Genomic DNA, 22,950 nt, shown 5'->3' with positions numbered 1-22,950 from the left:
GGCAACGCCTCGCCACAGGTAGTTGAAGCACTGCTGGGTTTACTCAAAGATGATAATGAGAATATGCGTTACTTTGCTGCTCAAGCATTGGGCAACTTGGGCAAAAACTCCAGCAATGTTATTGCTACTGTCGCCGAATGGATTTCACAACACCAGGATTCAGAATATGTAGGCAGTGGAATTGATGCGCTGTGGAATTTGGTAGTAACAGAAGAATAATTTTTGTTTTTTCACTGTAAGTCCCTAAAGAGTGCTGAATACTCAGCACTCTGTTACTCAAGCAAACCATTCACATTCAGTTAAAAATCGAAGGTTGTGCGAAGCACACCCACATACTGCGTATCATTTCTGCTGTCGTTTTCCGGGTTGAGAATCACCCAAAAACCAGGAGTAACTGAGATGTTGTCATTTAGGCGATAACGATAAAATGCTTCGATATGGTAAGCATTGTCTCGTTCTTGACGGACATCGCTGTTAGAGACATGAGGTGGTATACCAAAGAGAATTCCTGGCAGATTGCCTCTACCGCCCACATCGGGAAACGACACACCAATCGCTCCAAACCAGACATTGGCATTGGCACCATTGTTCACAAATAGAGAATCTGTTCCACCCCTACCATTGGAAATATCACTCAAACCAGAACTCTCGGCATTTGCCCAAATATATCCACCCCAAGCGTGGACTTGAAAATTCGGGGAGAAGCGATAGTATCCCTGTGTGCCGACAATATCGTTGGAAGTAGCAATGTTGTTGCCAAAAGGAGCGTTTGACAAGACGCTACCCGTCCCAGCGGAAAGATCGGTTACTCCACCAGGGCTATAGCCATGAGAGTAGGCAACACCAATTGCTCCTTGCTTACCATAATAGGCTAAGTGTGCTAGGGCATTGTAGCCGCCATCAAACAACCCGTTGCTCCCCGATGGCACATTAGGACTGCTTGCTAAATAGCCCAAGGTGAGAACCAAATCTTGGGTAATGTTCCAGTTAGCCGCTGCACCACCGCCACCTCGCCGGAATAAGGGACTGTACGATCCAAAAAGTGAGGGAACCCCATTACCGTCGTCAGCAATTGTGGGGGGAGTGACAGTGGTTGAAATGTCGGTGTAACCAATGCCTGTAGGCCCAACAACGAAGTTAAGGGATTCACTGACTGGGAAGTAATAACGGATGTGGGGGACAAAAAGTGTATTGTTGCTGTCATAATCGAAATTCAGGCGTGTCATCCCTGTGCCTGTGGCTGCGGCAATTTGGCTTGCACCATTGGAACTTGCAAAGTTGCCAAACTCCAGCCTGACTCGCAATAAATCTTTGCCGGTGAAGCTACTTTCTAAGTTGAGACGACCCCGGTTTGCAAAGTAGAGATTGGATTCATCATCTTCACCACCTACCCTATTACCAAAGGTATCACTAATGGCGGTAATAATTTGAGCATTCAACCTAGTAGTAGTGGAAAACTGTTGCGCCTCCAGTGTTGCTGTCCGTGCTTCTAGAGTATCTACTCGCCCGCGCAGAGTTGCCAATTCTGCGGCAAAGTCTGACTGCAACTTTTGTAGCACTGCCAAGTCTTGCTTATTAACTAAATCGCTAGTAGCTGTGGCAATTAACTCATTAATCCGATCCAAACAAGCATTTAAACCTGCGGCAAACTCATAACGGCTTAAGGCACGATTACCGCGATAGGTGGAATTGGGATAACCTGCAATACAGCCGTAGCGTTCCACCAAAGATTGCAATGCACCAAATGCCCAATCGGTTGGTTGTACATCAGAAAACTGGGAAACAGAAGTAACTTGTCCCTGTAAAGTTCGATTAGCATCTGCTGCATTCGGATCATCTTCGGGAGGTGCTGCCCAAACTGCTGGAATTGCCAAAAATAAAATAAAAAAGCTAGGAAAAATAGTTTTTAGCATTGATTTATTAATTGAAAATAGTTGAATTATCAGCTTGTAACGAAAGAAATTATTCTCGAGCCAAAGTATGAGTTAATAAACATTAAATTGGATATTTTCAGTTGGAGTTTTAGCTCACTTCAAGCACGTTATGACTTTTTGCTCATTGCTGCTTTTAATAGCTGCTTCTATAATTTTCAGTACATTAATTCCGTCTTCGGTGGTAACAGCAATTGGCTGATTACTAACAATATATCTAACGGCGCATGAAATACCATACCGGATAAACCAGAAGAACAAAGAGCTGTATTGATAGTTTCCATCTTTTTAGTGATTGACTGAAGCGAGAGTTTGTATTTAGTTGTTGTCTGATATTTTCTCCAAGATGTCCGCTCAAAAATGGGAATGCAGACTCATTAAGTGAATTAGGAAAATACTGGATTTATAAACACACTCCTACATATTATTCAATTAGCTTGTCGTCATCAGTTGTGAATGTTCTATCTAGTAGTCTGTCCCAAAAGTTTTGAGAGGTTAGTGGTGTTCAGATCCCCGACTTCTTGAAGAAGTCGGGGATCTAGCAGCCCCGCAAAATTAATGGGACAGATTATTAGTACTCCACCACATTATTGAGAAGTTCGTAGTGGGTGACTCTAGCCCTAATCTAAGCACTAAAGTGCTTACTACAAACTCCTTTAACTATGTAACCTCACAGGTGCAGAGGATACAGATTACGAATTACGCGCAGCAGTACTAAATGGCTGCCAATTACATATCTTCTAGCTCAATCCCTTTGGTTTCTTTAATAAAAAAGAGAATGAAAAAGAATGAGGTAGCTGCTGCAACTGTATAAAGTCCATAGGCAGAACCTAGACCAAAATATTGCAGTATGGGAGGAAATGTTGTGGAAATGATGAAATTGGCAACCCATTGCATAGCTGCAGCAACTGAAAGTGCAGCGGCTCGAATTTTGTTATTAAACATTTCTCCCAACAGTACCCAAACCACTGGCCCCCAGGAGAAACCGAAGCAAAAGACATAGAGGTTGGCTGCAAAGAGAGCCATAGTCCCGGCGCTTCCGGTGAGATTGGGGTTTCCAGCAGCATCGAGGGGAGCATTGCCAAAGAGATAAGCCATCGTCCCCAAGGTCAAGGTCATGCCAATTGACCCTACTATAAGTAAGGGCTTGCGACCAAATTTATCCACAAAGGCGATCGCAATCAATGTTGTAATAATGTTGACGGCTCCTGTAATCACCGTAATTGATAAAGAATCTTTTTCGGAAAACCCAACGGCCCGCCACAAAACGCTGCTGTAGTAGAAGATTACATTAATCCCAACAAATTGCTGTAATACAGATAGGCCTATTCCTATCCAAACAATTGGCAAGAGTCCGCCACTTCTGCTTAAAAGGTCAGAAAACTTAGGCTGGCGTTCACGAAGCACTGTCTGCCGAATTTCTTCGATTTTTGGCAGCACATCACCTCCCAAAATCTTGGTCAGAACGTTAGCGGCTTCTGGTTCTCGTCCTTGAGCAACCAAGTATCGAGGAGATTCAGGAATCATTAAAGCAGACATTCCGTAAAGCACGGCTGGAGGTATTTCTGTCCAAAACATCCAGCGCCAAGCAGCTATGCCAAACAAAAACGGCGATTCGGCTGAACCTGCTGACACAGCAATAAAGTAGTCGCATATCAGTGCAATGAAAATCCCAACTACGATCGCTAATTGTTGCAGAGATCCTAATCTTCCTCGCAAATGGCTGGGAGAACACTCGGCGATATAAGCTGGGGCGATTACACTAGCAGCACCAACTGCAACCCCACCCAATAGCCGCCAAAAAATAAAATCCCAGATTCCAAACGCAATCCCGGAGCCAATGGCACTGATGGTAAACAACACGGAAGCCGCTATCATTGCCTTGACTCGACCATAACGGTCTGCGATTTTGCCTGCATAGAAGGCTCCTATAGCAGACCCCAATAATGCCAGTGACACAGCAAGGCCAGTTAGCACACTATTGGCGTTAAAGGCTTTGGCAAGAGCGCCAACCGCACCGTTAATCACAGCTGTGTCAAAACCGAACAGAAAGCCGCCGAGGGCAGCAGCACCAGCAATCAAGATGACATAAAATGTGCTGGATTTACGACGAGTAGTAGTGGAGGTCATAGTTTATATATTGGGCATGGGGCAGAGGTGCGGAGGGGCGGAGGGGCGGAGGGGCGGAGGGGCAGAGGGGAAAGACTTACTGCAACGGCTCCCCTGCTCCCCTGCCTCTTTTTCACCGTCTAGAACGTCTGCGTAACCGATCGATTGTTACTGCCAAAATAATTACTAGTCCTTTGACGACTAGTTGCCAGAAGTAAGATAGGTTCAACAACGTTAAACCGTTGTTGAGAATCGCAATAATCAATGCACCTAGAAGAGTGCCGCCAATAGTACCAATACCACCTGTAAAGCTGGTTCCACCTAGAATAACGGCTGCGATCGCATCTAATTCATAACCCTGACCTAATACGCCACTGGCACTATAAAGACGGCTAGCGCTCATGATTCCTGCTAAACCTGCCAGTAATCCGCTAATACCATAGACGAATAGCAATACCCGATTAACTTTAATTCCAGTTAATCTGGCTGCCCGCTCGTTACCACCAACGGCATATATCTGCACTCCTAAAACAGTTTGCCGCAACACAAACCAGCTAGCTATGACAGTCAGTAGCGCAATTATCACTAGCCAAGGAAAGGGGCCGACATAACTATTACCCACCCAGGCAAAATTGATGTCCCGGTTAATCAGCGTTGTACCCTTGGCAATCAAAAAGGCCACGCCCCGTAAGGCTGTAAGTGAACCCAAAGTGACAATAAAAGGTGGCACATCTAAGAAGGTGATGAGAGCGCCGTTGAGTAAGCCTAACAGCAATCCTGCCAGCAAGGCCGCAGGTACAGCTGCCCAACTTAAAGCCGGTAGTAACGATACTAGCAGGGCAACTACGGCAGAAACAGCCAATATTGACCCAACTGAAAGGTCAATACCTCCGGTGAGAATTACAAAGGTCATTCCTGTCGCCAGCACAATATTAATTGATGACTGACGCAAGATATTAATGATGTTACCGCCGGTGAGGAAGTTGGGAGAAAGGAATGCAAATAAGATGCAGATAATTACTAGGATTGGCAAAATACCCGCAACTTCCAGAAGAGTGCTAATTGATTTCCGGTTGCGGGATACGGGATTGTTGGCTGATTTATTGGCAGGTGGTCTGACTGTTTGACTCATGATGCTAATACCTCCGATGCTCCAGTTGCATAATGCATAATCTTTTCTTGGGTGATTTCTTTACCAAGACTGCCATCCAGTTCGCCTACCAGCTGTCCTTCTCGCATCACCAAGACGCGATCGCTCATGCCGACAATCTCTGATAGTTCGCTGGAAACCATTAAAATAGCAACACCTTGTGCTGCTAATTCGCTCATAATTCGGTAAATTTCGCTTTTGGCACCGATATCTACGCCGCGTGTCGGCTCATCTAACATCAGTACTCTCGGTTTAATGGCTAACCATCGCGCTAGCAGTAGTTTCTGCTGATTACCACCAGAAAGATCCAATGCTCTAATTTCCAAATTGGCTAGGCGGATATTAAAGTTTTCTACCGCGTCTGTTGACAGGCGATTCACTGAAGGCCAGTTAACAATTCCAGCTTTGGCATCCTGCTTGAGTGTGTTGATGGCGATATTCTTGCGGGCGCTCATCTCCAGAAATAAACCTTGGTCTTTGCGGTCTTCTGGGACGTAGCCAATTCCCGCCGCGATCGCATCACTAGGTGTATTAATTTCCAGTTTTTTGCCATTCAAGAATACTTCACCACTGGCTTTGCGGTCAGCACCAAAAATCAGCCGGGATAGTTCTGTGCGTCCTGCACCAACCAGCCCAGCTAAACCCAGAATTTCTCCAGCATGAAGTTCAAAACTAGCCGGCTCAATTTTCTTGCGGGCGTCGCTCATATTTCTGACTGACAGCACCACTGGGCCAGGATGCATTTGCCGTTGATGTTCGTAAAAGTCTTGCATGGAGCGACCGACCATCATCTGCACTAATCGCTGGGGAGAAATTTCACTGCGTGTCAGACTGCCAATATATTGACCATCACGCAACACACTAATCCGGTCAGCTAGGGCATAGATTTCTTCCATCCGATGGCTGATGTAAATAATGGCAATGCCATCACGCCGTAGTTTGCGAATTACCTCAAATAAATGGTCGCTCTCGCGGTCAGATAAGGCTGCTGTTGGTTCATCCATCACCAAAACGCGGCTTTTATCTTTCAGCGCTCTGGCAATTTCGACTTGCTGCTGTTCTGCGATCGATAAGGTTCCAACTATAGTCTGGGCGGTAAAATTGGCTCCAAGGCTTTCCAGTACTTCCTCTGCTTCCAGTTGCATTGCTTTGCGGTCTAAAAGCTGACCTCGCCGCAACTCGCTACCCATAAACATATTTTCGGTAACGGTTAAATTCGGTGCAACATTCAGTTCTTGATAAATGAGGTTAATACCGGCCTTCCGTGCTGTCGCCGGATCGGTAATTTTCAAGGGTTGACCATTGATGCGAATTTCTCCTTCATCGGCAATGTAAGCCCCAGCCAGGATTTTCATCAATGTGCTTTTACCTGCGCCGTTTTCACCCATGAGGGCGTGAACTTCTCCAGGATAAATGGTGAGATTAACATTTTGGAGCGCAGATACACCATGAAATCGTTTTGTAATCCCTTGCATTTCTAACACTGGGGTGCTAGTTGGTGTATCAGAACGTGAGGTTTCAATATTGGTGGTCATGAGCAAAACCTATAAAAACTATTTAAAATTCGCGAACCTCAATTAGAAATTAATAAATTCATATTTGATTGATCGCAAAATCATGTTCTAAAAGCTGACTAGGAGTGGAAAAGAGATATTTTCATCCTTTGTTGTTAACGTTAGTTTATAAAGATTGTTGGGAAAGTCTAAGTGCTATAAATGCACACTCAGACTTTCCGCTGATGCACATACATAGCGGTTATCGATTCGGTGCAGCAGAGTTTTAACCTCTTTCTAAACCCATTTTTCTATTAAATAAAAGACAGGCATAAAGATGAGGTTTGGTATTAATTTAAATGAAAACTGTCGGACATTCTAGGTGTGTGCAAAAACTTTACAAATGCGCCAAAGGAGTTATATCAAAAGACATAATTTTCAATTGCAAATTCACAATTTTTATTACTCCCAGCCTTTTTCTGTGCTGACGTTATCTTTTGTGATCAACTTAACTGGAATCAGAATGGTTGGATTAGCAGGTTTCTTACCATTTAAAATGTCATTCCCAACTTGAACTGCTTTTTGGGCCATCCCTCGCGGATTTTGAGTAGCAGTTGCTGCATATAAACCATCTTTATTGGCGATCGCAGTTATTGCTTCTGGCGCACCATCAACCCCGACAATAAAGAAATCTTTACGTTGTGCTTGGTTAGCCGCTAGTTCTGCGCCAAGTCCACTCGGATCGTTAATGGCAAAAACAGCATCAATCTTCGGAAAGGTTGTGAGCAAATCAGTCATAACTCTCAGTCCTCCATCCCGGCTACCATCTGCATTCTGGTTTTTAGAGAGGATTTTGATATTGGGATATTTGGATAATACATTTTCGCAGCCACTAACTCGCTGAATTACTGAGTCCACTGGTGGCCCGTTAACTATTACTACATTGCCTTTACCTTTAAGGCGGTCAGCAATATATTTGCAACTAACTTCTCCAGCTTGGACATTATTAGTTGTGATGGTGGCATCCACGCCTCCCTCTGCACCTGTGTCTACGGCAATAATAATTTTACCTGCTTTTTTTGCTCTTTCAACTATCGGCTTAATTCCACTTTTATCAGCAGCATTCAAAACAATGATATCAGTATTCGCAGCAGTAAAATTTTCAATTTGATTGGCTTGTTGGTTGAGGTCATAAGCACTGGAAGCTATAATAACATTGACATCTTTTCCGCCAATTCTCTTAGCTTCTGCCTCAACTGCTTGTCCCATAACAACGAAGAAAGGATTACTTAGATCGCCAACGGTGAAGGCAACCGCTCGCAACTTTCTATTGCCAGTGGCGGTTTTAGTTTCTGCACTAATATTCGTAGCCGATTTAGTATCAGTGTTAGTAGCTGTGTTGTCATCGGGAAAACCATTTGTACAGCCTATAAGACTGCCACTGATAATACCTAGTAGACTAGCTGCGATTACGCTTCGCGTAACACCAGAGGTGAACGCAATCTTTTTCACATTCATATATCTCCTACAAGTCATTCTTACTCACACAACTTTGAAAACGATGTATTAAAAAAACAGGGTAAAATGTTTTAACCCTCCTGTATCAAGCCTTTTTCTGTGTTTTATAATTACGAATTACGAATTACGAATTATAAATTACCAGCCTTGATAGCTGCTGAGGTTCTCTCTAGTAACCAACTTGACTGGAATTAGAATCTCAGATGACTCAGGTTTTTTACCCTGAATAATATCGTTGCCAATCTGAACCGCTTTTTGAGCCATCTCTGCGGGGTTTTGAGCCGCAGTTGCAGCAAATAAACCATCTTTATCTTCCATTGCTTTGGTTGCATCAGGCGATCCATCAACCCCAACAATAAAAAATTCATTGCGTCTTGCTTGTCTAGCTGCTAAATCTGCGCCGACACCGCTTTGATCGTTCGTAGCAAAAACGGCATCAATTTTGGGAAAGGTTGTCAGCAAATCGCTCATGACTCTTAGACCTCCATCCCTTGTCCCTTCAGCGTTTTGCTCTTTAGAGATGAGTTTAATATTCGGATATTTGGATAATGACTTCTCACACCCACTCACTCGCTGATTGATTGAGTCCATCGGAGTTCCGTTGAGGATGACTACACTACCTTGACCTTTGAGGCGATCGGCAATATATTGGCAAGCAACCTCACCAGCTTGGGTATTGTTGGAGCTAATCATTGCATCCACATCTGCATCAACGGCTGAATCTACTGCAATCACAACCCTACCTGCAAGCCTTGCTTGATCAATAACTGGTTTAACTCCTTTTTTGTCAACAGCGCTGAGGATAATTAGGTCAGTATTCGCAGCAGTGAAATTTTCGATTTGGTTGCTTTGTTGGTTCAAGTCAAAGCCACTGGAAACCGCATTAACTCTGATATTACCCCCAAGTTTCTGGGCTTCTGTCTCAGCTCCCTTCTGCACTGCATTGTAGAAGGGATTGCCCAAGTCACCCAAGGCGACGCCGATTGTTTGCAATTTTCTATTGGGAGTACCAAGACTCTCTGCACTTATATTGGTAGCAGTGTTAGTAGTATTAGTTGCAGCGTTGCCATTTTGAGCGCCATTCGTGCAACCAACAACCGTAAAACCTAATATGCCAACTATGAGCGAAATTCTTTTCATATTTATTTCTAACAACGGATTTAAATTTGAGAAAGATCAGCAGAATATAAATCTGCACAGTCATCAAAATACGAACTAGGTCTGAAATTTTTAGACCTAACTGAGTGATACTACTAGCTTTTGGAATTTCAACTCCAAAGGTCTTCTGCGTTGACGCAATTGGAGTTAGTGCTATTAGTTTCACGAAACTAGATGTTTTTAAAGCAAAATCATGAACATTACACTACTTCATATAATCGCCTTATCTTTTTGGTGAAATTACTTCGGTAGTAGTGCGTGGACTGAAAACAGCTTTTAAGTGAAACTTCCAAAAACTGATTTTATTAAACTTGTAAACTTTATTAGTTTTGACTTTTTTTATTTTATCCTGCTCCCGTGCAAAAATTAATTTTGTTTATTGAACTTTACAAATACAAAAGATTTTTAAATCTCTCGATATAACCCAAAGTATTCATTTCAAGGACTTTGCATAAATCAGCTTATTCAATAATTGATTTAATGTTAAAAACGTTAACATTTCTCAATCAAACTCCTTCAGAAAAGATACTGTTATAGTAGAGAACTCTTGGATTGTGAATGCTATATTTTGAGAAATGTAAACATCCTTTGGTGAAATTTTCTAAGTTGACTCAAATCTACTTGTCAAGAGTATTTATTTCTTATTGTTCCTCCATCACTTAAAGGCAATAGAGGAGTAAACAAGATAATATTTTTAAGCCTGATGTAATATCTTGTTATTGCTCTAAGTAAGTCGGCGAGAAAAAACCAAACTACATTAAGTAATGTAAAATTTAATCAGCTTGTAGTAATAACAATTTAATGTGAAGTTGCACATATCTCGATCCCCCTAAATCCCCCTTAAAAAGGGGGACTTTGATAGATGTTTTTCCAGTTCCCCCCTTTTTAAGGGGGGCTAGGGGGGATCTAATTCTATGCAGCTTCATACAAAATTGGTATAAGGGTTTTAGCCCTTAAGAGAGGACTAAAGTCCCCACTACAAACCTTAAATTATTCACGCCGTTTTACTTATCCCTTCATAGATCGAGGATTCTGAATTCTGAATACTGAATTCTTCTTCAAGCAGTTTAAAACTTTAACGTTGCAGGTAAATATTTAGCCACTAAATCTTCATAGTATGGTTTTAATTTCTGCCAATCAGGAGGAATAGGGTTTTTGGAATATAAATCGTAGGGGTTGAATAACTTCACCCATTTAAACATTTCTTGATCGTGTTTATCCATCAAATGTTCATACGCATTTTCACGATGTTGAGGATAAAATGAGTGATAGCGAAGCATATATAATGCAGGTTCGGGCAAATAGTTTTTCATCATCTGATAAAAATACTCATCATGCCCCCATGAAATATGTACATTACTCAATCCACACTTCGGCTCGTAAATACCATATTTAGTGTTGTAATTGGGGTTATTATAATCAGGGTTTTCTTTGAAGAATTCTGAGAAAACAATCTTATCAGAAAATGCACAACCTACAGGATAAGTATCGCCTACGGTAGCCCATTGAGGTTCACCAAATAGACAAAGCACTTTCCCCATATCGTGAAAGAAGCCGGTAAGTACCATCCAATCAGGATGACCATCGGCGCGAATAGCTTCTGATGTTTGCAATAAATGTTGTAATTGATCCATGTCTGTATCAGGATCGGAATCATCAACCAATTGATTCAAAAATTCGACTGCATCCCAAACAGACATTTCTTTCTTGTCAAACTTTAAAATTTTTTTTTCTTTTTGAAGTACAAAATCGTATGTTTGATTAATATGGTTTAAGCGATAAAACTCTTTGACTGTATCTCTAATAGTCGTTTCGTAATTTCTATACTCTTCGGTGGTTTTACCTTCTTTAACTATGCTTTCCGGATCGGGATAGCGATTAAGTAAGTCTTCTTCCCATTCTTCTAGGGAATGTAAAGGATTGTTTTGAGCTTGAACAATGACATTATTTAGAGTTTGAGACATATCTTCCTACTTGTCGATATTGATTTGTTAAATGTTATGCGCTCCTTATGCACATGTGTGCAAAACCTGTCTTAAACTTATTTTTGCACACGTGTGCAAAAACGTGTGTTAAGTTTCATTTCGTATTTGTAGACCGATCTATGGATATGGATGGTTTACTTCACCCGCTTTTCTTCGATCTTTTTGGTTCCGAAGAAAAATGGTACTTTTGCTTTTTGCACACTTGTGTATAAATTGACTAAATATAAGCTAATCTTTTGTATTACACACCTGTGCAAAACCTATATTTATGTTTTTTTGTTGTCGGACTCAGACAGGGGGTATCAAATTGCTAATTGCACAGCAGTGGAATACTTAATAAGATTAGCCAACTCTTCTAGCTGATTTATTGCTTCTGCACCCTCCAACTTCATTAATTCGCGATCGTCCCACAATTCCATCCAAGTAATCCCGTAATCAGAGACTAAAAACCGAATTAGGTGTTTTTCTCTGAGGCTAACTATAAATGAAGCACTCTTCATTTGGTCGCCGCATGTATAACAAGACGCAGTATAACCACGTCGCTCAAGTATAATTGTCAAGGCTTGGAGGTTCATGACTAAGTCTTGGACGAATTGTTGATGTTGTTGCGCTAATCTTAGAAACACTAGTTTTCTCCTACCACTCCAGTTATGTGGTTGCTTTTATAATTTCTTTAGACTTACATCTGATGTAATTTAGTTGCCAAAAGTTCGTGTTTTCGTAGAGACGTGATTAATCTTAATATTATGGTTGTCATCAATAAGCTAAATTTCCAAAGCCGTTCTAATGTTTTGGACAATTATTTGGGGTGGCTGTGCAACATCAATAGATATGGTATCTAACGGTTCTTCAAGAGTATTGAACTGACTGCCGAGGAGTTTTTCATTCATGTAATGATTGCTACGCTCTTGTAACCGTGCTTGAATTAACTCATAAGATCCTTTGAGGTAAACTAGCTTGATGCGATCGCTATCCAATAGCAAAAATTGCCGATAGCTATCTTTTAAAGCCGAACACGCCAGCACCACACTTTTATTTTCTTGCAACCATTGCTTGATAGCTGTTTGCAAATCTTGTAACCAAGGCATCCTGTCTGCTTCACTCAGAGGGATACCGCATCGCATTTTCTCAACATTTTCTGGCGAGTGAAAATTATCAGCGTCGCTAAACTCCCATTCTAACGAATCTGCTAACAGTTTTCCGATGGTAGTTTTGCCAGAACCAGATACACCCATGACGATAATAATCATTGACTGCTGAATCATATTTTTATTAAGAAAAGTTAAGCTAATTCGTAATTCCTAATTCGTAGTTGTAGTTATGGGTGGAGGTAAAAGTCAGGACTCCTAACTCCTTTTTATGCAAAATGTGAGTTGTATAAATCTCTTGACAAATAACGATTATTTTCTATAATACATACAAATGCACACGTGTGCAATACTTAATCACTGAGAGGATGTTTGAAAAGTCCTCTTGTCGGTATCAAAAATTTTAGATCCCCCCTAACCCCCCTTAAAAAGGGGGGAACTGGAATCAAAGTCCCCCTTTTTAAGGGGGATTTAGGGGGATCTAAAAGTACTTAAAGTCACAGCGAAACACTTTTCAAACAACCTCTAAGATAAAAAATGAATAAACGAAGAATTTCAATTGAAGATATTGCCCGCAGAGCAGGGGTTTCTCATTCTACAGTTTCACGTGCTTTGCGAGATAACGCTCTAATTAGCCCAAAAGTGCGAGAAGAAATTAAGCGACTGGCGCAGGAGATGAGCTATGTGCCGAATGCTATTGCTCAAAGTTTGCAAAATAAGCGTACTAATACTATTGGTGTAGTAGTAACTTCAATCGCAGATCCTTTTTTTGCTGAGGTAGTAGAGGGAATCGAGAAGATAGCCAGGCCAGCAGGCTTGAGTGTTTTGTTGAGTGCTTCACACCGAGATTTTGAGCAGGAGATGGCAGCTATTGATACTTTTCATCGCCGGAGAGTAGACGGGATCTTAGTAGCAGATTCACGAATTAGTAAGCAGCATATCAAACAACTAACACAAATTGCTGTACCTACAGTTCTGATTAATAGTCAGACCGAAGATCAATCGGAAATATTACACTCAGTAGCAATAGACGATCGCTTAGGTGCTAAATTAGCCACAGAGCATCTAATAAGTCTGGGACACACTGCTATTGGTTATCTTGGTGTAGGCGATCGCAGCAGATCAAACCAGCAACGCTTAGAAGGATATCAAATGGCCCTTACGGAAGCTGGTATTCCACTAAATACTGATTGGGTTTCAATTAGTGATGAATACGATACCAGAAGCAGCGATGTGAACACCGGAAAAAATATGCTGTCTAAACTATTGGCTGCGGAAGTTACAGGCATATTTTGTTACAACGATATGGTGGCAGTTGGCGCTCTGTTAGCTTGCCAAGAATTAGGTATTTTAGTACCGCGAAATTTAAGTCTCGTCGGATTTGATGGTATTGCTATAGGCTGTTACGTTACACCGGCACTGACCACAGTTAGCCAGCCAATGTTAGAAATTGGTGGCTATGCCATGCAAATGTTACTCGATTTATTAGAAGAAAAAACTGTAGAAAACCGCGTTTTATCTCCTTTTTTAGTAGAGCGTGGTAGTAGTGCAGCATTATTAACAATTTAAGATTGAAAACAATTTATTTGAAACTGTTAACCAAATAAAAAGTATGTTAACTAAAAAACCGAGTTTATCTCCCGATCGCTGTTTTTCTCCAGAACCAGTTCAAAGACGACTAGCCCATCAATTTTTTGACAGCATATCTGCGTTACCTCTAGTTTGCCCACATGGACACGTAGATCCGGCTTTGTTAGCTAATCCCGCAGCCCGTTTTGGTTCTCCGACGGAATTACTGATTATTCCTGACCACTACCTTTTGCGGATGCTCTACAGTCGGGGCGTACCTCTGCAAGCTTTGGGTATACCTACTAGTGATGGTTCACCAGTAGAAACCAACCACCGCAAAATCTGGCAATTGTTCGCAGACCATTTTTATCTGTTCCAGGGGACTCCATCTGGGTTGTGGCTGAAAGAGGAACTAACTAACGTCTTTGGTGTAGATGAACCTTTAAATTCTCACAACGCCGGACATATCTATGATTATCTGGAAGGTTTGTTAGCCTCATCTAAGTTTTCCCCTCGTGCTTTATTCAAACGCTTTAACATCGAAGTGCTTTGTACTACCGACGCCGCCAGTGATAACCTAGAGAATCAGCGATCGCTCCACGAAGAAGGTTTTACTCAAATTAGGCCAACTTTTCGCCCAGATGCAGTAGTTAACCTAGATGCTCCTAGCTGGCGGGAAAATCTTACTAAATTGGAAAGCAGTATTGGTAGAGAAGTTACCACTTATGCCACTTTTGTGGAAGCTTTAGAAGAACGTCGAGCTTTCTTTAAAAAAATGGGCGCGACAGCTACCGACCAAGGTGCAGCTACACCTTATACCACACGCCTTTCTGACCAAGAAACTGAAGCTATCTTTGCTAGGGCATTAGCCGGCAAGCTGAATCCAGGTGATGTAGAAAATTTTACCGGCCATATATTTATGGAAATGGCGCGGATGAGTGTAGAAGATGGGTTGGTGATGCAAATGCATTGTGGTGTGATGCGTAACCATAACCCGGCTTTATTTGAGAGATTTGGATCTGATAAAGGTGCTGATATTCCCGTAAAAATAGAGTGGACTCAAAATCTGCGCCCGTTGTTGTCAGCTTACGGTAATGATCCGCGCTTTTGCTTAATCATTTTTGGTATGGATGAAAGCGCTTATAGCCGCGAGATGGCTCCGTTAGCTGGTCATTATCCTACTGTATTGCTTGGGCCGCCTTGGTGGTTTCACGACAGCGTAAATGGTATGGAGCGCTATTTCAATCAGGTAATGGAAACTGCTGGAATTTATAATACTGCTGGATTTAATGATGATACACGGGCTTTTGTTTCGATTCCGGCTCGTCATAATGTCTGGCGGCGGGTAGCTTGTAACTGGTTGGCTGGATTGGTTGCGCGGGGATTGGTTGAGGAGGAGGAAGGGTATGAGATGGCTCGTGCTTTGGCTTATGACCTCGCTAAGGTTGCTTATAAGTTTGAGGGGAATTGAGGGGAATTGAGGGGGAGTTTAAACGCAAAGGGGCGCGGAGGGAAGCGCAGAGGTACGCAGAGAATTTTACTAAGTGGGGGAATCATTTTGATTTTAAGTAAACTTTTTAGCTTGACGGAGCGGGTAGCGGTAGTTACTGGTGGTTCTGGTGTGCTTGGTGGGGCTATGGCAAAGGGTTTGGCTCTGGCGGGAGCGCGAGTTGTGGTTTTGGGTCGCAATGAAGCACGGGCGGGGGCGGTGGTGGCTGAGATTACTGCCAATGGTGGAGAAAGTATCGCTGTGGTAGCAGATGTTAGCGATCGCTCTCAATTAGAAATCGCCAGGGATTATATTATACAGTGTTGGGGTGAAATAGATATCTTGGTAAATATGGCTGGTGGGAATATTCCGGCTGCCACAATTACTGCTGATGCGACTATTTTTGATATGCCACACGCAGCTTTTGAGGAAGTGGTTAGCCTCAACTTACTTGGTACTCTACTGCCTTGTCAGGTTTTTGGTCAAGCAATGGCGGAAAAAAATCAGCCCCACGGTTGTATTGTCAATATTTCTTCTATGTCTGCTATCCGAGTGATTAGCCGCGTGGTTGGCTACTCAGCCGCTAAAGCGGGGATAGATAATTTTACTCGCTGGCTAGCGGTAGAACTCGCCCAAAAGTATGGTGATGGAATGCGAGTAAATGCGATCGCACCAGGTTTCTTTATTGGCGAACAAAATCGAGATTTACTTCTAAATTCTGATGGTAGTTTGACCGTTCGCGGGCAAAAAATCATTGAGCATACCCCCGCCGGACGTTTCGGAAAACCAGATGAATTACTCAGCACTTTGATTTGGTTATGTAGTTCAGGTTCTAGTTTCGTTAACGGGGTAGTCGTGCCGGTAGATGGTGGATTTAGTATCTACAGTGGAGTTTAATCATGTATTCACTGGCTGTAAATAACGGCACACTTTCAGATGAGCAAGTTTCTGCGCTAATTCATCAAGCTTTAGCAGACCCTAAGTTAGATGGACAGCGCATCTTAGTGTTAATTCCAGATAGTACCCGCACTGCTCCCATCCCTCAAATGTTTCGATTGCTGCATCAGGAGTTGGGTAAAAGAGTAGCGGCTCTAGATTTTTTAATTGCTCTGGGTACACATAATCCTATGAGTGAAGAACAAATCAATCACTTGGTAGGAATCACACCGGAGGAACGAGAGACAACTTTTAAAAAAGTTCGCATTTTTAACCATCTTTGGAATGAGCCAGATACCTTTATTTCTTGTGGAATAGTTTCGGCAGATGAGATAGCAGAAATTAGTAATGGAATGCTGCATCAAAAAGTTGATGTGCGTGTGAATAAGCTTGTAACAGAATACGATTTGATCGTGATTTGCGGCCCAGTTTTTCCCCACGAAGTTGTCGGTTTCTCTGGTGGAAATAAATATTTTTTTCCTGGCATTAGTGGTCAAGAAGTAATTAATCTCTCACACTGGTTAGGTGCTTTAATCACTTGTTACGAAATTATTGGTACACTCGGAATAACACCAGTCCGGCGTTTGATTAACCGAGCCGCTAGCCTGATTTCTACCCCAAAGCTTTGTTTGGCGATGGTGGTCGCACCAAAAACAAATCAGCTAGCTGGACTTTATATAGATCAACCAGAGTCAGCTTGGGAAGCTGCTGCACAATTATCAGCTAAACTGCATATTAAATATGTAGATCAGCCTTTTAAACAAGTGCTTTCAGTCATGCCTCAAATGTATGATGACATTTGGACAGCAGCTAAAGGAATGTACAAACTAGAGCCAGTAGTTGCTGATGGAGGTGAAGTAATTATATATGCTCCTCATATAACCGAGTTTAGCTATACACACGGCGAAATTCTGTCCCAAGTTGGCTATCATGTGCGGGATTACTTTCTCAAACAGTGGGATAAATTCCAAGAGTATCCTGCTGGAGTGCTGGCTCATAGTACTCATTTAAAAGGGATGGGTACTTTTGATTTTATAGAAGGGGAACAAGCACGGTTTCGTGTCACTTTAGCTACTGGCATTTCTGCTGAACGCTGTGCTGCTCATAACTTGAACTATCGTGACCCGGATACTATTAGACTAGCAGAATGGGCTAATCGAGAGGATGAAGGTATATTGCTTGTGCCCAAAGCTGGGGAGATACTATACCGTTTAAGTTCCAGCAAATTTTAGTGACTCAATCATAGTTTTCGAGACGCGATAAATCGCCGTCTCTACAAGTGTTTTGGTCTTATCTGAACTGTATTCAATCATAAGCTGCGATATCTACGATGGGCTACGCCTACGCGATCGCAGGTTAAGATTTTCCACTTCGCGCTATTCTTGATCAAACGTCAGCGAATCAGTTTATTGCAGCGAACAAAAAAGCATGGGTGGCAAATTAATTGTATTTGAAGGGGTGGAAGGCTGTGGCAAAACCAGCCAAATGCAGCTTTGTTCTGAGTGGTTGGAAAGTCTAGGTGTTTCTGTGGTGGTAACTCGTGAACCAGGGGGAACAGAGTTAGGTTTACATCTTCGCCGCTTGTTACTAGAAAAGTCAGAGGATAAACCAGTTGCAGAAGTGACAGAACTCTTATTGTATGCTGCTGACCGATCGCAACACGTTGAACAAGAGCTTAAACCAAATCTCGCAGCCGGGAAATATATTTTATGCGATCGCTACACTGACTCTACCATTGCCTACCAAGGATATGGTCGCGGTCTGAATATGAGTTTAATCAATCAGCTTAACTATATTGCTACTGCTGGTTTAGAAAGTGACCTAACTATTTGGCTAGATGTCGATGTCGAAGTTGGACTGTCCCGCAAACTCTCAGACCAACTAGGATTAGACCGCATTGAACAAGAGACAATCGCTTTTCATCGCCGCGTTCAGCAAGGATACGCACATTTAGCAGCATCCCATCCCTCACGAATTGTGCGGGTAGATGGCAGTTTGAGTAAAGAAGCTGTCCAACAGGTAATTCAAGGAATTTTGCGCGTACACCTGCACTTGGCGAGGTAGGAAAAATAAGCCCAAGACTTGACAATCATAGGTAACGTGCTATACCCTTTTTTAAATGTGTTGATGCTCATCTACACACCTCGCCCGAACCTTGAAAACCGCATAATTCCGTTGAGGTGTGTCGATGCCTTATGCAGTAAGCTTTTCAGACTGCAAAATTGATACTTTTTTGAAAATTTTTTGTACTTTTCAAGAGGTGTGTCGATTGGAGTATCTGAAATCCGCTCCCAGTAAGGTTTCCAAAAGGTAACTCTTTACATAACCACTTCCCCTAACGGGGATGTAAACCTAAAATCACAAAACTCATCAACAAATCAATCATTTGATGAAAACTTTACATAACCACTTCCCCTAACGGGGATGTAAACAAACCTAATCCGCTATCAATAATTGACATAACAAAACTTTACATAACCACTTCCCCTAACGGGGATGTAAACTTACTTCAGTTAGTCCAGCTTGAACAGATTCTTCCTTTACATAACCACTTCCCCTAACGGGGATGTAAACTAAAATGCCTGCTTGGCTTCTTCTGAATCCAGGGTTCCTTTACATAACCACTTCCCCTAACGGGGATGTAAACTTTTGCTTTGCGTGCAGTATCGTTTCCGAGTAACTTTACATAACCACTTCCCCTAACGGGGATGTAAACTCCACGCAGCTCCGCAAGGATATAAACTCCAAATCGTCTTTACATAACCACTTCCCCTAACGGGGATGTAAACGACATATTGACAGCGATAGAAATATCATTGAAAATTCTTTACATAACCACTTCCCCTAACGGGGATGTAAACCGAACAGCTCAAACAACGCTTTCACAGAGACAATAACCTTTACATAACCACTTCCCCTAACGGGGATGTAAACTTTTTTTAATGGATGCTAGAGTTAGCGTGTTGGTGAGCTTTACATAACCACTTCCCCTAACGCTGTATCTAAGTTTTTTAATTGCGAATTGCGAATTGGTATCACAACCCTAAATTTAGCCTTTGAAAATGATGTCGTACAGTGACAGCAGAATTTCTACCACAATCAGAATCACCACATACCACTCTACACGCTGACTACTACTATGCTGCATGAACTCCAGCACTGTTTGGGCGGTTTGGGAAATTAAATCTAGTTTACGTTCCAGGGCATGGTGACGCTCACGGATTTCGTATTCATCCTCCAAGCGCAGATATAAGTTTTCTAGCTGTGGGGATTCCCAGAGCAACTCTGGCTTATCGATAATCTCTACTTGACCGACAATTTTATGTTGAACTAATAAGGTAGTCCCTAGTTGACGCAGTAATTCCCGGCTCTGGTGTCTACTTCTGTTTTCACGCTGGAGACTAGCTGCAAACGGTTCAATTTGATCGAATACAGTCGCTAGGCTGGTTTCATAGTGAGACAGCACAACACTTTTGGCGAGAATATCAGCTACTATCTGCAAGCGTTCTATACACAATTCATGCAGTAAAATTTTTCCTTCCTTAGCTCGTTCACTGTCCGTAATACTGAGTTGAACTTCCACCTCTTCAGTTTCCGGGTTGGCAAAAGAACCACTAATTTGAGAGGATAGTTTGCTCAAAAAAGCTACCTTTTCTACAGGCTCAAGGTTAAACAGGACAACCACACCATAGGCCAGCAATACTGCGTAGCCAGCTTCACCTGCTTTAACCATTAGTGGCATACTCGCCAAGGAAACGTAATTATCTAGCGTCTGTAAGTTAATACCTTTACCAAGGAATAGGGCCTGTGCTTTAAATCTTTCTTTGTCATGAAAAAGGAGTTTTTGCATTGTTGCCCGGAAGCTATATTTTGCCTGCTTTACTGCTTTGGTAGCGATACTAAATTACATATTACGTCATCCGAGCGATCGCTAAAGTATATGGGTACTCAACTTCCAAAAAATCATGATTATATTAAATACCATCTGCGTCAGTAAAAGCAGGTATGTTGAACCCAAACTTTGCTGAGTAGGAGAATAAAAAATAATACCAATACGGTACTTAATCAAGTGTAAAATAGATAATACCTGAACTACTTCTTCCTCGGCTGATTGGGCTAGACTTAAGAAAGTTATGAGGACGCAAATATGACTGACAAAAATCGTTCTCAATGGGACTTAGGCAGGTTTATCGAAACCCTGACTTACTTTGAGGTAATTCCTTTCCTTAACTGGGTACAGCAGTTAATCCAAGGTCGTCCGAAGGATAATCAATATAGACCCAATGGAGGAAGAAACGTGGGTGTAATATTAGTAGCAGGTGCAACAGGTGGTGTAGGTAAACGAGTAGTGCTGCGATCGCTAGAGCAAGGTTATAAAGTTCGCGCACTAGTACGAGATATTGACAAAGCGCGGTCAATTCTTGGTAACGATATAGATTTAGTAGTTGCGGATATTACTCAACCAGAAACTTTAACTCCTTTAGTTATGGCTGATATCCAAGCTGTAGTTTGTTGTACAGCAGTGCGCGTACAACCAGTTGAGGGAGACACAGCAGATAGAGCCAAATATTATCAAGGTGTTAAATTTTACCAACCAGAAATCGTTGGTGACACCCCAGAAAATGTAGAATATCAAGGTGTCAAAAACTTAGTCCAAGCTGCGGCCAAATATTTACCCCAAGCAAACGAAAAACTAATATTTGATTTCACCAAGCCATCAGCAGAATTAAAAGATAACTGGGGAGCGTTGGATGATGTTGTCATGGGTGGCGTAAGTGCCAGTAATATTCAACTAGTAGACAATACAGCTTTATTTGCTGGTAATGTCTCCACCGCTAACTCTGGCGGATTTGCTTCAGTCAGAACTAAGAATTTTGATCCACCCTTCAACTTATCTGGTTACGTAGGTGTGAAATTGCGCGTCAAAGGTGACGGTCAGCGTTATAAAATCTTTCTGCGAACAGATACCAAATGGGACGGTATTGGCTATAGCTATTCCTTTGACACGGTAGCTAATACCTGGATAGATATTCACATTCCCTTTGCAGATTTGATTCCCGTATTTCGGGCAAAAGTTGTCAAAGATGCGCCGCCAATTGAGCAAAGTAGAATTTGTTCATTCCAACTGATGTTGAGCAAATTTGAATATGATGGCGCTTTAAATCCCAAATTTACTCCTGGTGGTTTTACTTTTCAGTTGGAATCAATTAAAGCTTATGGCGAGACGACTTTACCACAATTTATCCTCGTCAGTTCAGCAGGTGTAACCCGTCCCGGACGCCCAGGTATTAATTTAGATGAAGAACCCCCAGCAGTGAAATTAAATGACCAATTGGGAGGAATTTTAACTTGGAAGTTGAAGGGAGAAGATAGTTTAAGAGAAAGCGGAATTCCTTATACGATTATTAGACCTTGTGCTTTAACTGAAGACGCAGGAGGTAAGGAATTAATATTTGAGCAAGGCGATAATATTAAGGGAAAAATCAGCCGTGAAGATGTGGCAACACTTTGCGTGCAAGCTCTCAAACTAGCGACAGCTTGTAATGTCACCTTTGAGGTAAAACAAGGAGACAATACTCTTAACTATATCGATTGGCAGAAGCTATTTTCTAACTTAGAACAGGATAAATAAGAGGATGTTTGAAAAGTCCTCTTGTCGGTATCAAAAATTTTAGAGCCTCCTAAACTTGCTCATGGGGGAGACCCCCTTCTCTACGAGACGCTCCTCTCCCTTTGAGAGAAGACCGCAGTGGCTCCCCAAAGGGAGACTTTGATTCTGGTTCCCCCCTTTTCAATGCTACGGTGTACACACAAGTCTTCTAGAGTTGCACCACAGGCTTTTGATCCCCCCAACCCCCCTTAAAAAGGGGGGCAAAAAGCTCTCAAAGTCCCCCTTTTTAAGGGGGATTTAGGGGGATCAATACACATTTTGCACCCAGCAAAAAGATGTGTGTACACCGTAGCCTTTTCAAGGGGGGTTAGGGGGGATCTAAAAGTGCCTCAAGTCACAGCGAAACACTTTTCAAACAACCTCTGTAAGACTTTAGCTATTGACATGAAGAAAATCAAGGTGCTAGTACTTGCCGGGATTTTAGTAACAATTATCTGGGCTGGGTTATTTCCCAAAACTGCTTCATCCCAGCAAGTGGAGTCCCGGATAAATAACCTGGAAGCGGACTTTAATCGTGTTGAGTCGCGGTTAAATCAGATAGAGTCTCAACTAGGTCGAACCGGCCAGTCTCCATCCCCAAGGACAACACTTACCCCACGACAGCAAACTGGTTCTAGAGGAAATTTATCACAGCAAGATCGGATGTTTGATCGGCTTGCAACTTTGGTGATTGAATTAAAGCAACAAGTCAATAAATTAGAGGAGCGAGTTGCTAAATTAGAACCACGCTAAATATTTCAATTGTCTAGAATACAGGTTTTTGGTAGGGACAGATAGAATTTAGTTCCCCTACTATAGCAATACGGTTCGGTTAAGGCTTTTTGATGAAAATTTTAGATCACAAAGATTCGAT

At 42.2% G+C, this 22,950-nt stretch carries 18 protein-coding genes and 1 CRISPR repeat array; of the genes, 8 read left to right on the top strand and 10 right to left on the bottom strand.

Annotated elements, in window-relative coordinates; genetic code table 11:
* A partial coding sequence (locus tag ABF638_RS28640; protein ID WP_435026276.1) for a HEAT repeat domain-containing protein occupies nucleotides 1-219 on the top strand: 219 nt, incomplete at its 5' end.
* 80 nt (nucleotides 220-299) lie between these two features.
* On the opposite strand, the gene ABF638_RS28635 is transcribed toward ABF638_RS28640, so the two are convergent.
* The 9 genes from ABF638_RS28635 to ABF638_RS28595 all read right to left on the bottom strand — a co-directional run bounded on the left by ABF638_RS28635 (nucleotide 300) and on the right by ABF638_RS28595 (nucleotide 12,594).
* Complete coding sequence (locus ABF638_RS28635) at nucleotides 300-1,913, bottom strand: iron uptake porin (RefSeq protein WP_435026275.1); 1,614 nt, start codon at nucleotides 1,911-1,913, stop codon at nucleotides 300-302.
* Between the two features lie 747 nt (nucleotides 1,914-2,660).
* Nucleotides 2,661-4,061 carry a sugar porter family MFS transporter gene (locus tag ABF638_RS28630; protein ID WP_435026274.1) on the bottom strand — a complete coding sequence of 467 codons (1,401 nt, stop codon included), beginning with the start codon at nucleotides 4,059-4,061 and terminating at the stop codon, nucleotides 2,661-2,663.
* A 112-nt stretch (nucleotides 4,062-4,173) separates the two neighbouring features.
* Nucleotides 4,174-5,172, bottom strand: a complete 999-nt coding sequence (locus ABF638_RS28625; RefSeq protein ID WP_435026273.1) for an ABC transporter permease subunit — start codon at nucleotides 5,170-5,172, stop codon at nucleotides 4,174-4,176.
* Entirely contained in the window at nucleotides 5,169-6,725 is a 1,557-nt protein-coding gene (locus tag ABF638_RS28620; RefSeq protein ID WP_435026272.1) for a sugar ABC transporter ATP-binding protein, read from the bottom strand. The genes ABF638_RS28625 and ABF638_RS28620 overlap by 4 nt, the downstream gene beginning before the upstream one ends.
* Nucleotides 6,726-7,145: 420 nt before the next feature.
* Nucleotides 7,146-8,201: an ABC transporter substrate-binding protein gene (locus ABF638_RS28615; protein WP_435026271.1), complete on the bottom strand. Its 1,056-nt coding sequence runs from the start codon at nucleotides 8,199-8,201 to the stop codon at nucleotides 7,146-7,148.
* 138 nt (nucleotides 8,202-8,339) lie between these two features.
* Nucleotides 8,340-9,341, bottom strand: coding sequence for an ABC transporter substrate-binding protein (locus ABF638_RS28610; RefSeq protein WP_435026270.1), 1,002 nt, complete (start codon nucleotides 9,339-9,341; stop codon nucleotides 8,340-8,342).
* 1,085 nt (nucleotides 9,342-10,426) lie between these two features.
* Entirely contained in the window at nucleotides 10,427-11,323 is an 897-nt protein-coding gene (locus ABF638_RS28605) for an inositol oxygenase family protein (protein ID WP_435026269.1), read from the bottom strand.
* Nucleotides 11,324-11,646: 323 nt separating this feature from the next.
* Nucleotides 11,647-11,970 carry a DUF1815 family protein gene (locus tag ABF638_RS28600; RefSeq protein WP_435026268.1) on the bottom strand — a complete coding sequence of 108 codons (324 nt, stop codon included), beginning with the start codon at nucleotides 11,968-11,970 and terminating at the stop codon, nucleotides 11,647-11,649.
* A gap of 138 nt (nucleotides 11,971-12,108) precedes the next feature.
* A complete protein-coding gene (locus ABF638_RS28595; RefSeq protein WP_435026278.1) occupies nucleotides 12,109-12,594 on the bottom strand; it encodes a gluconokinase in 486 nt (161 codons plus the stop codon).
* 375 nt (nucleotides 12,595-12,969) lie between these two features.
* On the opposite strand from ABF638_RS28595, the gene ABF638_RS28590 reads away from it, so the two are divergent.
* The 5 genes from ABF638_RS28590 to tmk all read left to right on the top strand — a co-directional run bounded on the left by ABF638_RS28590 (nucleotide 12,970) and on the right by tmk (nucleotide 18,490).
* Nucleotides 12,970-14,001, top strand: coding sequence for a LacI family DNA-binding transcriptional regulator (locus ABF638_RS28590; protein ID WP_435026267.1), 1,032 nt, complete (start codon nucleotides 12,970-12,972; stop codon nucleotides 13,999-14,001).
* Nucleotides 14,002-14,044: 43 nt separating this feature from the next.
* On the top strand, nucleotides 14,045-15,472 hold the full coding sequence (uxaC, locus tag ABF638_RS28585; RefSeq protein WP_435026266.1) for a glucuronate isomerase: 1,428 nt from the start codon (nucleotides 14,045-14,047) through the stop codon (nucleotides 15,470-15,472).
* A gap of 87 nt (nucleotides 15,473-15,559) precedes the next feature.
* Nucleotides 15,560-16,387, top strand: a complete 828-nt coding sequence (locus tag ABF638_RS28580) for an SDR family oxidoreductase (RefSeq protein WP_435026265.1) — start codon at nucleotides 15,560-15,562, stop codon at nucleotides 16,385-16,387.
* A gap of 2 nt (nucleotides 16,388-16,389) precedes the next feature.
* Complete coding sequence (locus tag ABF638_RS28575) at nucleotides 16,390-17,658, top strand: lactate racemase domain-containing protein (RefSeq protein ID WP_435026264.1); 1,269 nt, start codon at nucleotides 16,390-16,392, stop codon at nucleotides 17,656-17,658.
* 196 nt (nucleotides 17,659-17,854) lie between these two features.
* A complete protein-coding gene (tmk, locus tag ABF638_RS28570) occupies nucleotides 17,855-18,490 on the top strand; it encodes a dTMP kinase (RefSeq protein ID WP_069074177.1) in 636 nt (211 codons plus the stop codon).
* A gap of 252 nt (nucleotides 18,491-18,742) precedes the next feature.
* A CRISPR array of direct repeats spans nucleotides 18,743-19,360; the repeat unit is 36 nt; unit sequence CTTTACATAACCACTTCCCCTAACGGGGATGTAAAC.
* A 115-nt stretch (nucleotides 19,361-19,475) separates the two neighbouring features.
* Here tmk and ABF638_RS28565 read toward each other — a convergent pair.
* Nucleotides 19,476-20,276: an RMD1 family protein gene (locus ABF638_RS28565; RefSeq protein ID WP_435026263.1), complete on the bottom strand. Its 801-nt coding sequence runs from the start codon at nucleotides 20,274-20,276 to the stop codon at nucleotides 19,476-19,478.
* A gap of 297 nt (nucleotides 20,277-20,573) precedes the next feature.
* Between ABF638_RS28565 and ABF638_RS28560 the strand changes: the two genes are divergently transcribed.
* Together ABF638_RS28560 and ABF638_RS28555 are read left to right on the top strand one after the other, a co-directional pair.
* Nucleotides 20,574-22,058, top strand: a complete 1,485-nt coding sequence (locus ABF638_RS28560; RefSeq protein WP_435026262.1) for a CIA30 family protein — start codon at nucleotides 20,574-20,576, stop codon at nucleotides 22,056-22,058.
* Between the two features lie 423 nt (nucleotides 22,059-22,481).
* Nucleotides 22,482-22,829, top strand: a complete 348-nt coding sequence (locus ABF638_RS28555; RefSeq protein ID WP_435026277.1) for a hypothetical protein — start codon at nucleotides 22,482-22,484, stop codon at nucleotides 22,827-22,829.
* Nucleotides 22,830-22,950 lie beyond the last annotated feature (121 nt).

The organism is Nostoc sp. CALU 1950 (genome assembly GCF_051172895.1).
GTDB classification, from domain to species: domain Bacteria; phylum Cyanobacteriota; class Cyanobacteriia; order Cyanobacteriales; family Nostocaceae; genus Nostoc; species Nostoc edaphicum_A.
This window is presented reverse-complemented; position numbering and strand designations above follow the sequence as displayed.

What these genes read in the sequence shown, in the direction of transcription:
- ABF638_RS28635 (WP_435026275.1), bottom strand. Translation starts at nt 1,913, where the DNA reads ATGCTAAAAACTATTTTTCCTAGCTTTTTTATTTTATTTTTGGCAATT.
- ABF638_RS28630 (WP_435026274.1), bottom strand. Translation starts at nt 4,061, where the DNA reads ATGACCTCCACTACTACTCGTCGTAAATCCAGCACATTTTATGTCATC.
- ABF638_RS28625 (WP_435026273.1), bottom strand. Translation starts at nt 5,172, where the DNA reads ATGAGTCAAACAGTCAGACCACCTGCCAATAAATCAGCCAACAATCCC.
- ABF638_RS28620 (WP_435026272.1), bottom strand. Translation starts at nt 6,725, where the DNA reads ATGACCACCAATATTGAAACCTCACGTTCTGATACACCAACTAGCACC.
- ABF638_RS28615 (WP_435026271.1), bottom strand. Translation starts at nt 8,201, where the DNA reads ATGAATGTGAAAAAGATTGCGTTCACCTCTGGTGTTACGCGAAGCGTA.
- ABF638_RS28610 (WP_435026270.1), bottom strand. Translation starts at nt 9,341, where the DNA reads ATGAAAAGAATTTCGCTCATAGTTGGCATATTAGGTTTTACGGTTGTT.
- ABF638_RS28605 (WP_435026269.1), bottom strand. Translation starts at nt 11,323, where the DNA reads ATGTCTCAAACTCTAAATAATGTCATTGTTCAAGCTCAAAACAATCCT.
- ABF638_RS28595 (WP_435026278.1), bottom strand. Translation starts at nt 12,594, where the DNA reads ATGATTATTATCGTCATGGGTGTATCTGGTTCTGGCAAAACTACCATC.
- ABF638_RS28590 (WP_435026267.1), top strand. Translation starts at nt 12,970, where the DNA reads ATGAATAAACGAAGAATTTCAATTGAAGATATTGCCCGCAGAGCAGGG.
- uxaC (WP_435026266.1), top strand. Translation starts at nt 14,045, where the DNA reads ATGTTAACTAAAAAACCGAGTTTATCTCCCGATCGCTGTTTTTCTCCA.
- ABF638_RS28575 (WP_435026264.1), top strand. Translation starts at nt 16,390, where the DNA reads ATGTATTCACTGGCTGTAAATAACGGCACACTTTCAGATGAGCAAGTT.
- tmk (WP_069074177.1), top strand. Translation starts at nt 17,855, where the DNA reads ATGGGTGGCAAATTAATTGTATTTGAAGGGGTGGAAGGCTGTGGCAAA.
- ABF638_RS28565 (WP_435026263.1), bottom strand. Translation starts at nt 20,276, where the DNA reads ATGCAAAAACTCCTTTTTCATGACAAAGAAAGATTTAAAGCACAGGCC.
- ABF638_RS28560 (WP_435026262.1), top strand. Translation starts at nt 20,574, where the DNA reads ATGACTGACAAAAATCGTTCTCAATGGGACTTAGGCAGGTTTATCGAA.
- ABF638_RS28555 (WP_435026277.1), top strand. Translation starts at nt 22,482, where the DNA reads ATGAAGAAAATCAAGGTGCTAGTACTTGCCGGGATTTTAGTAACAATT.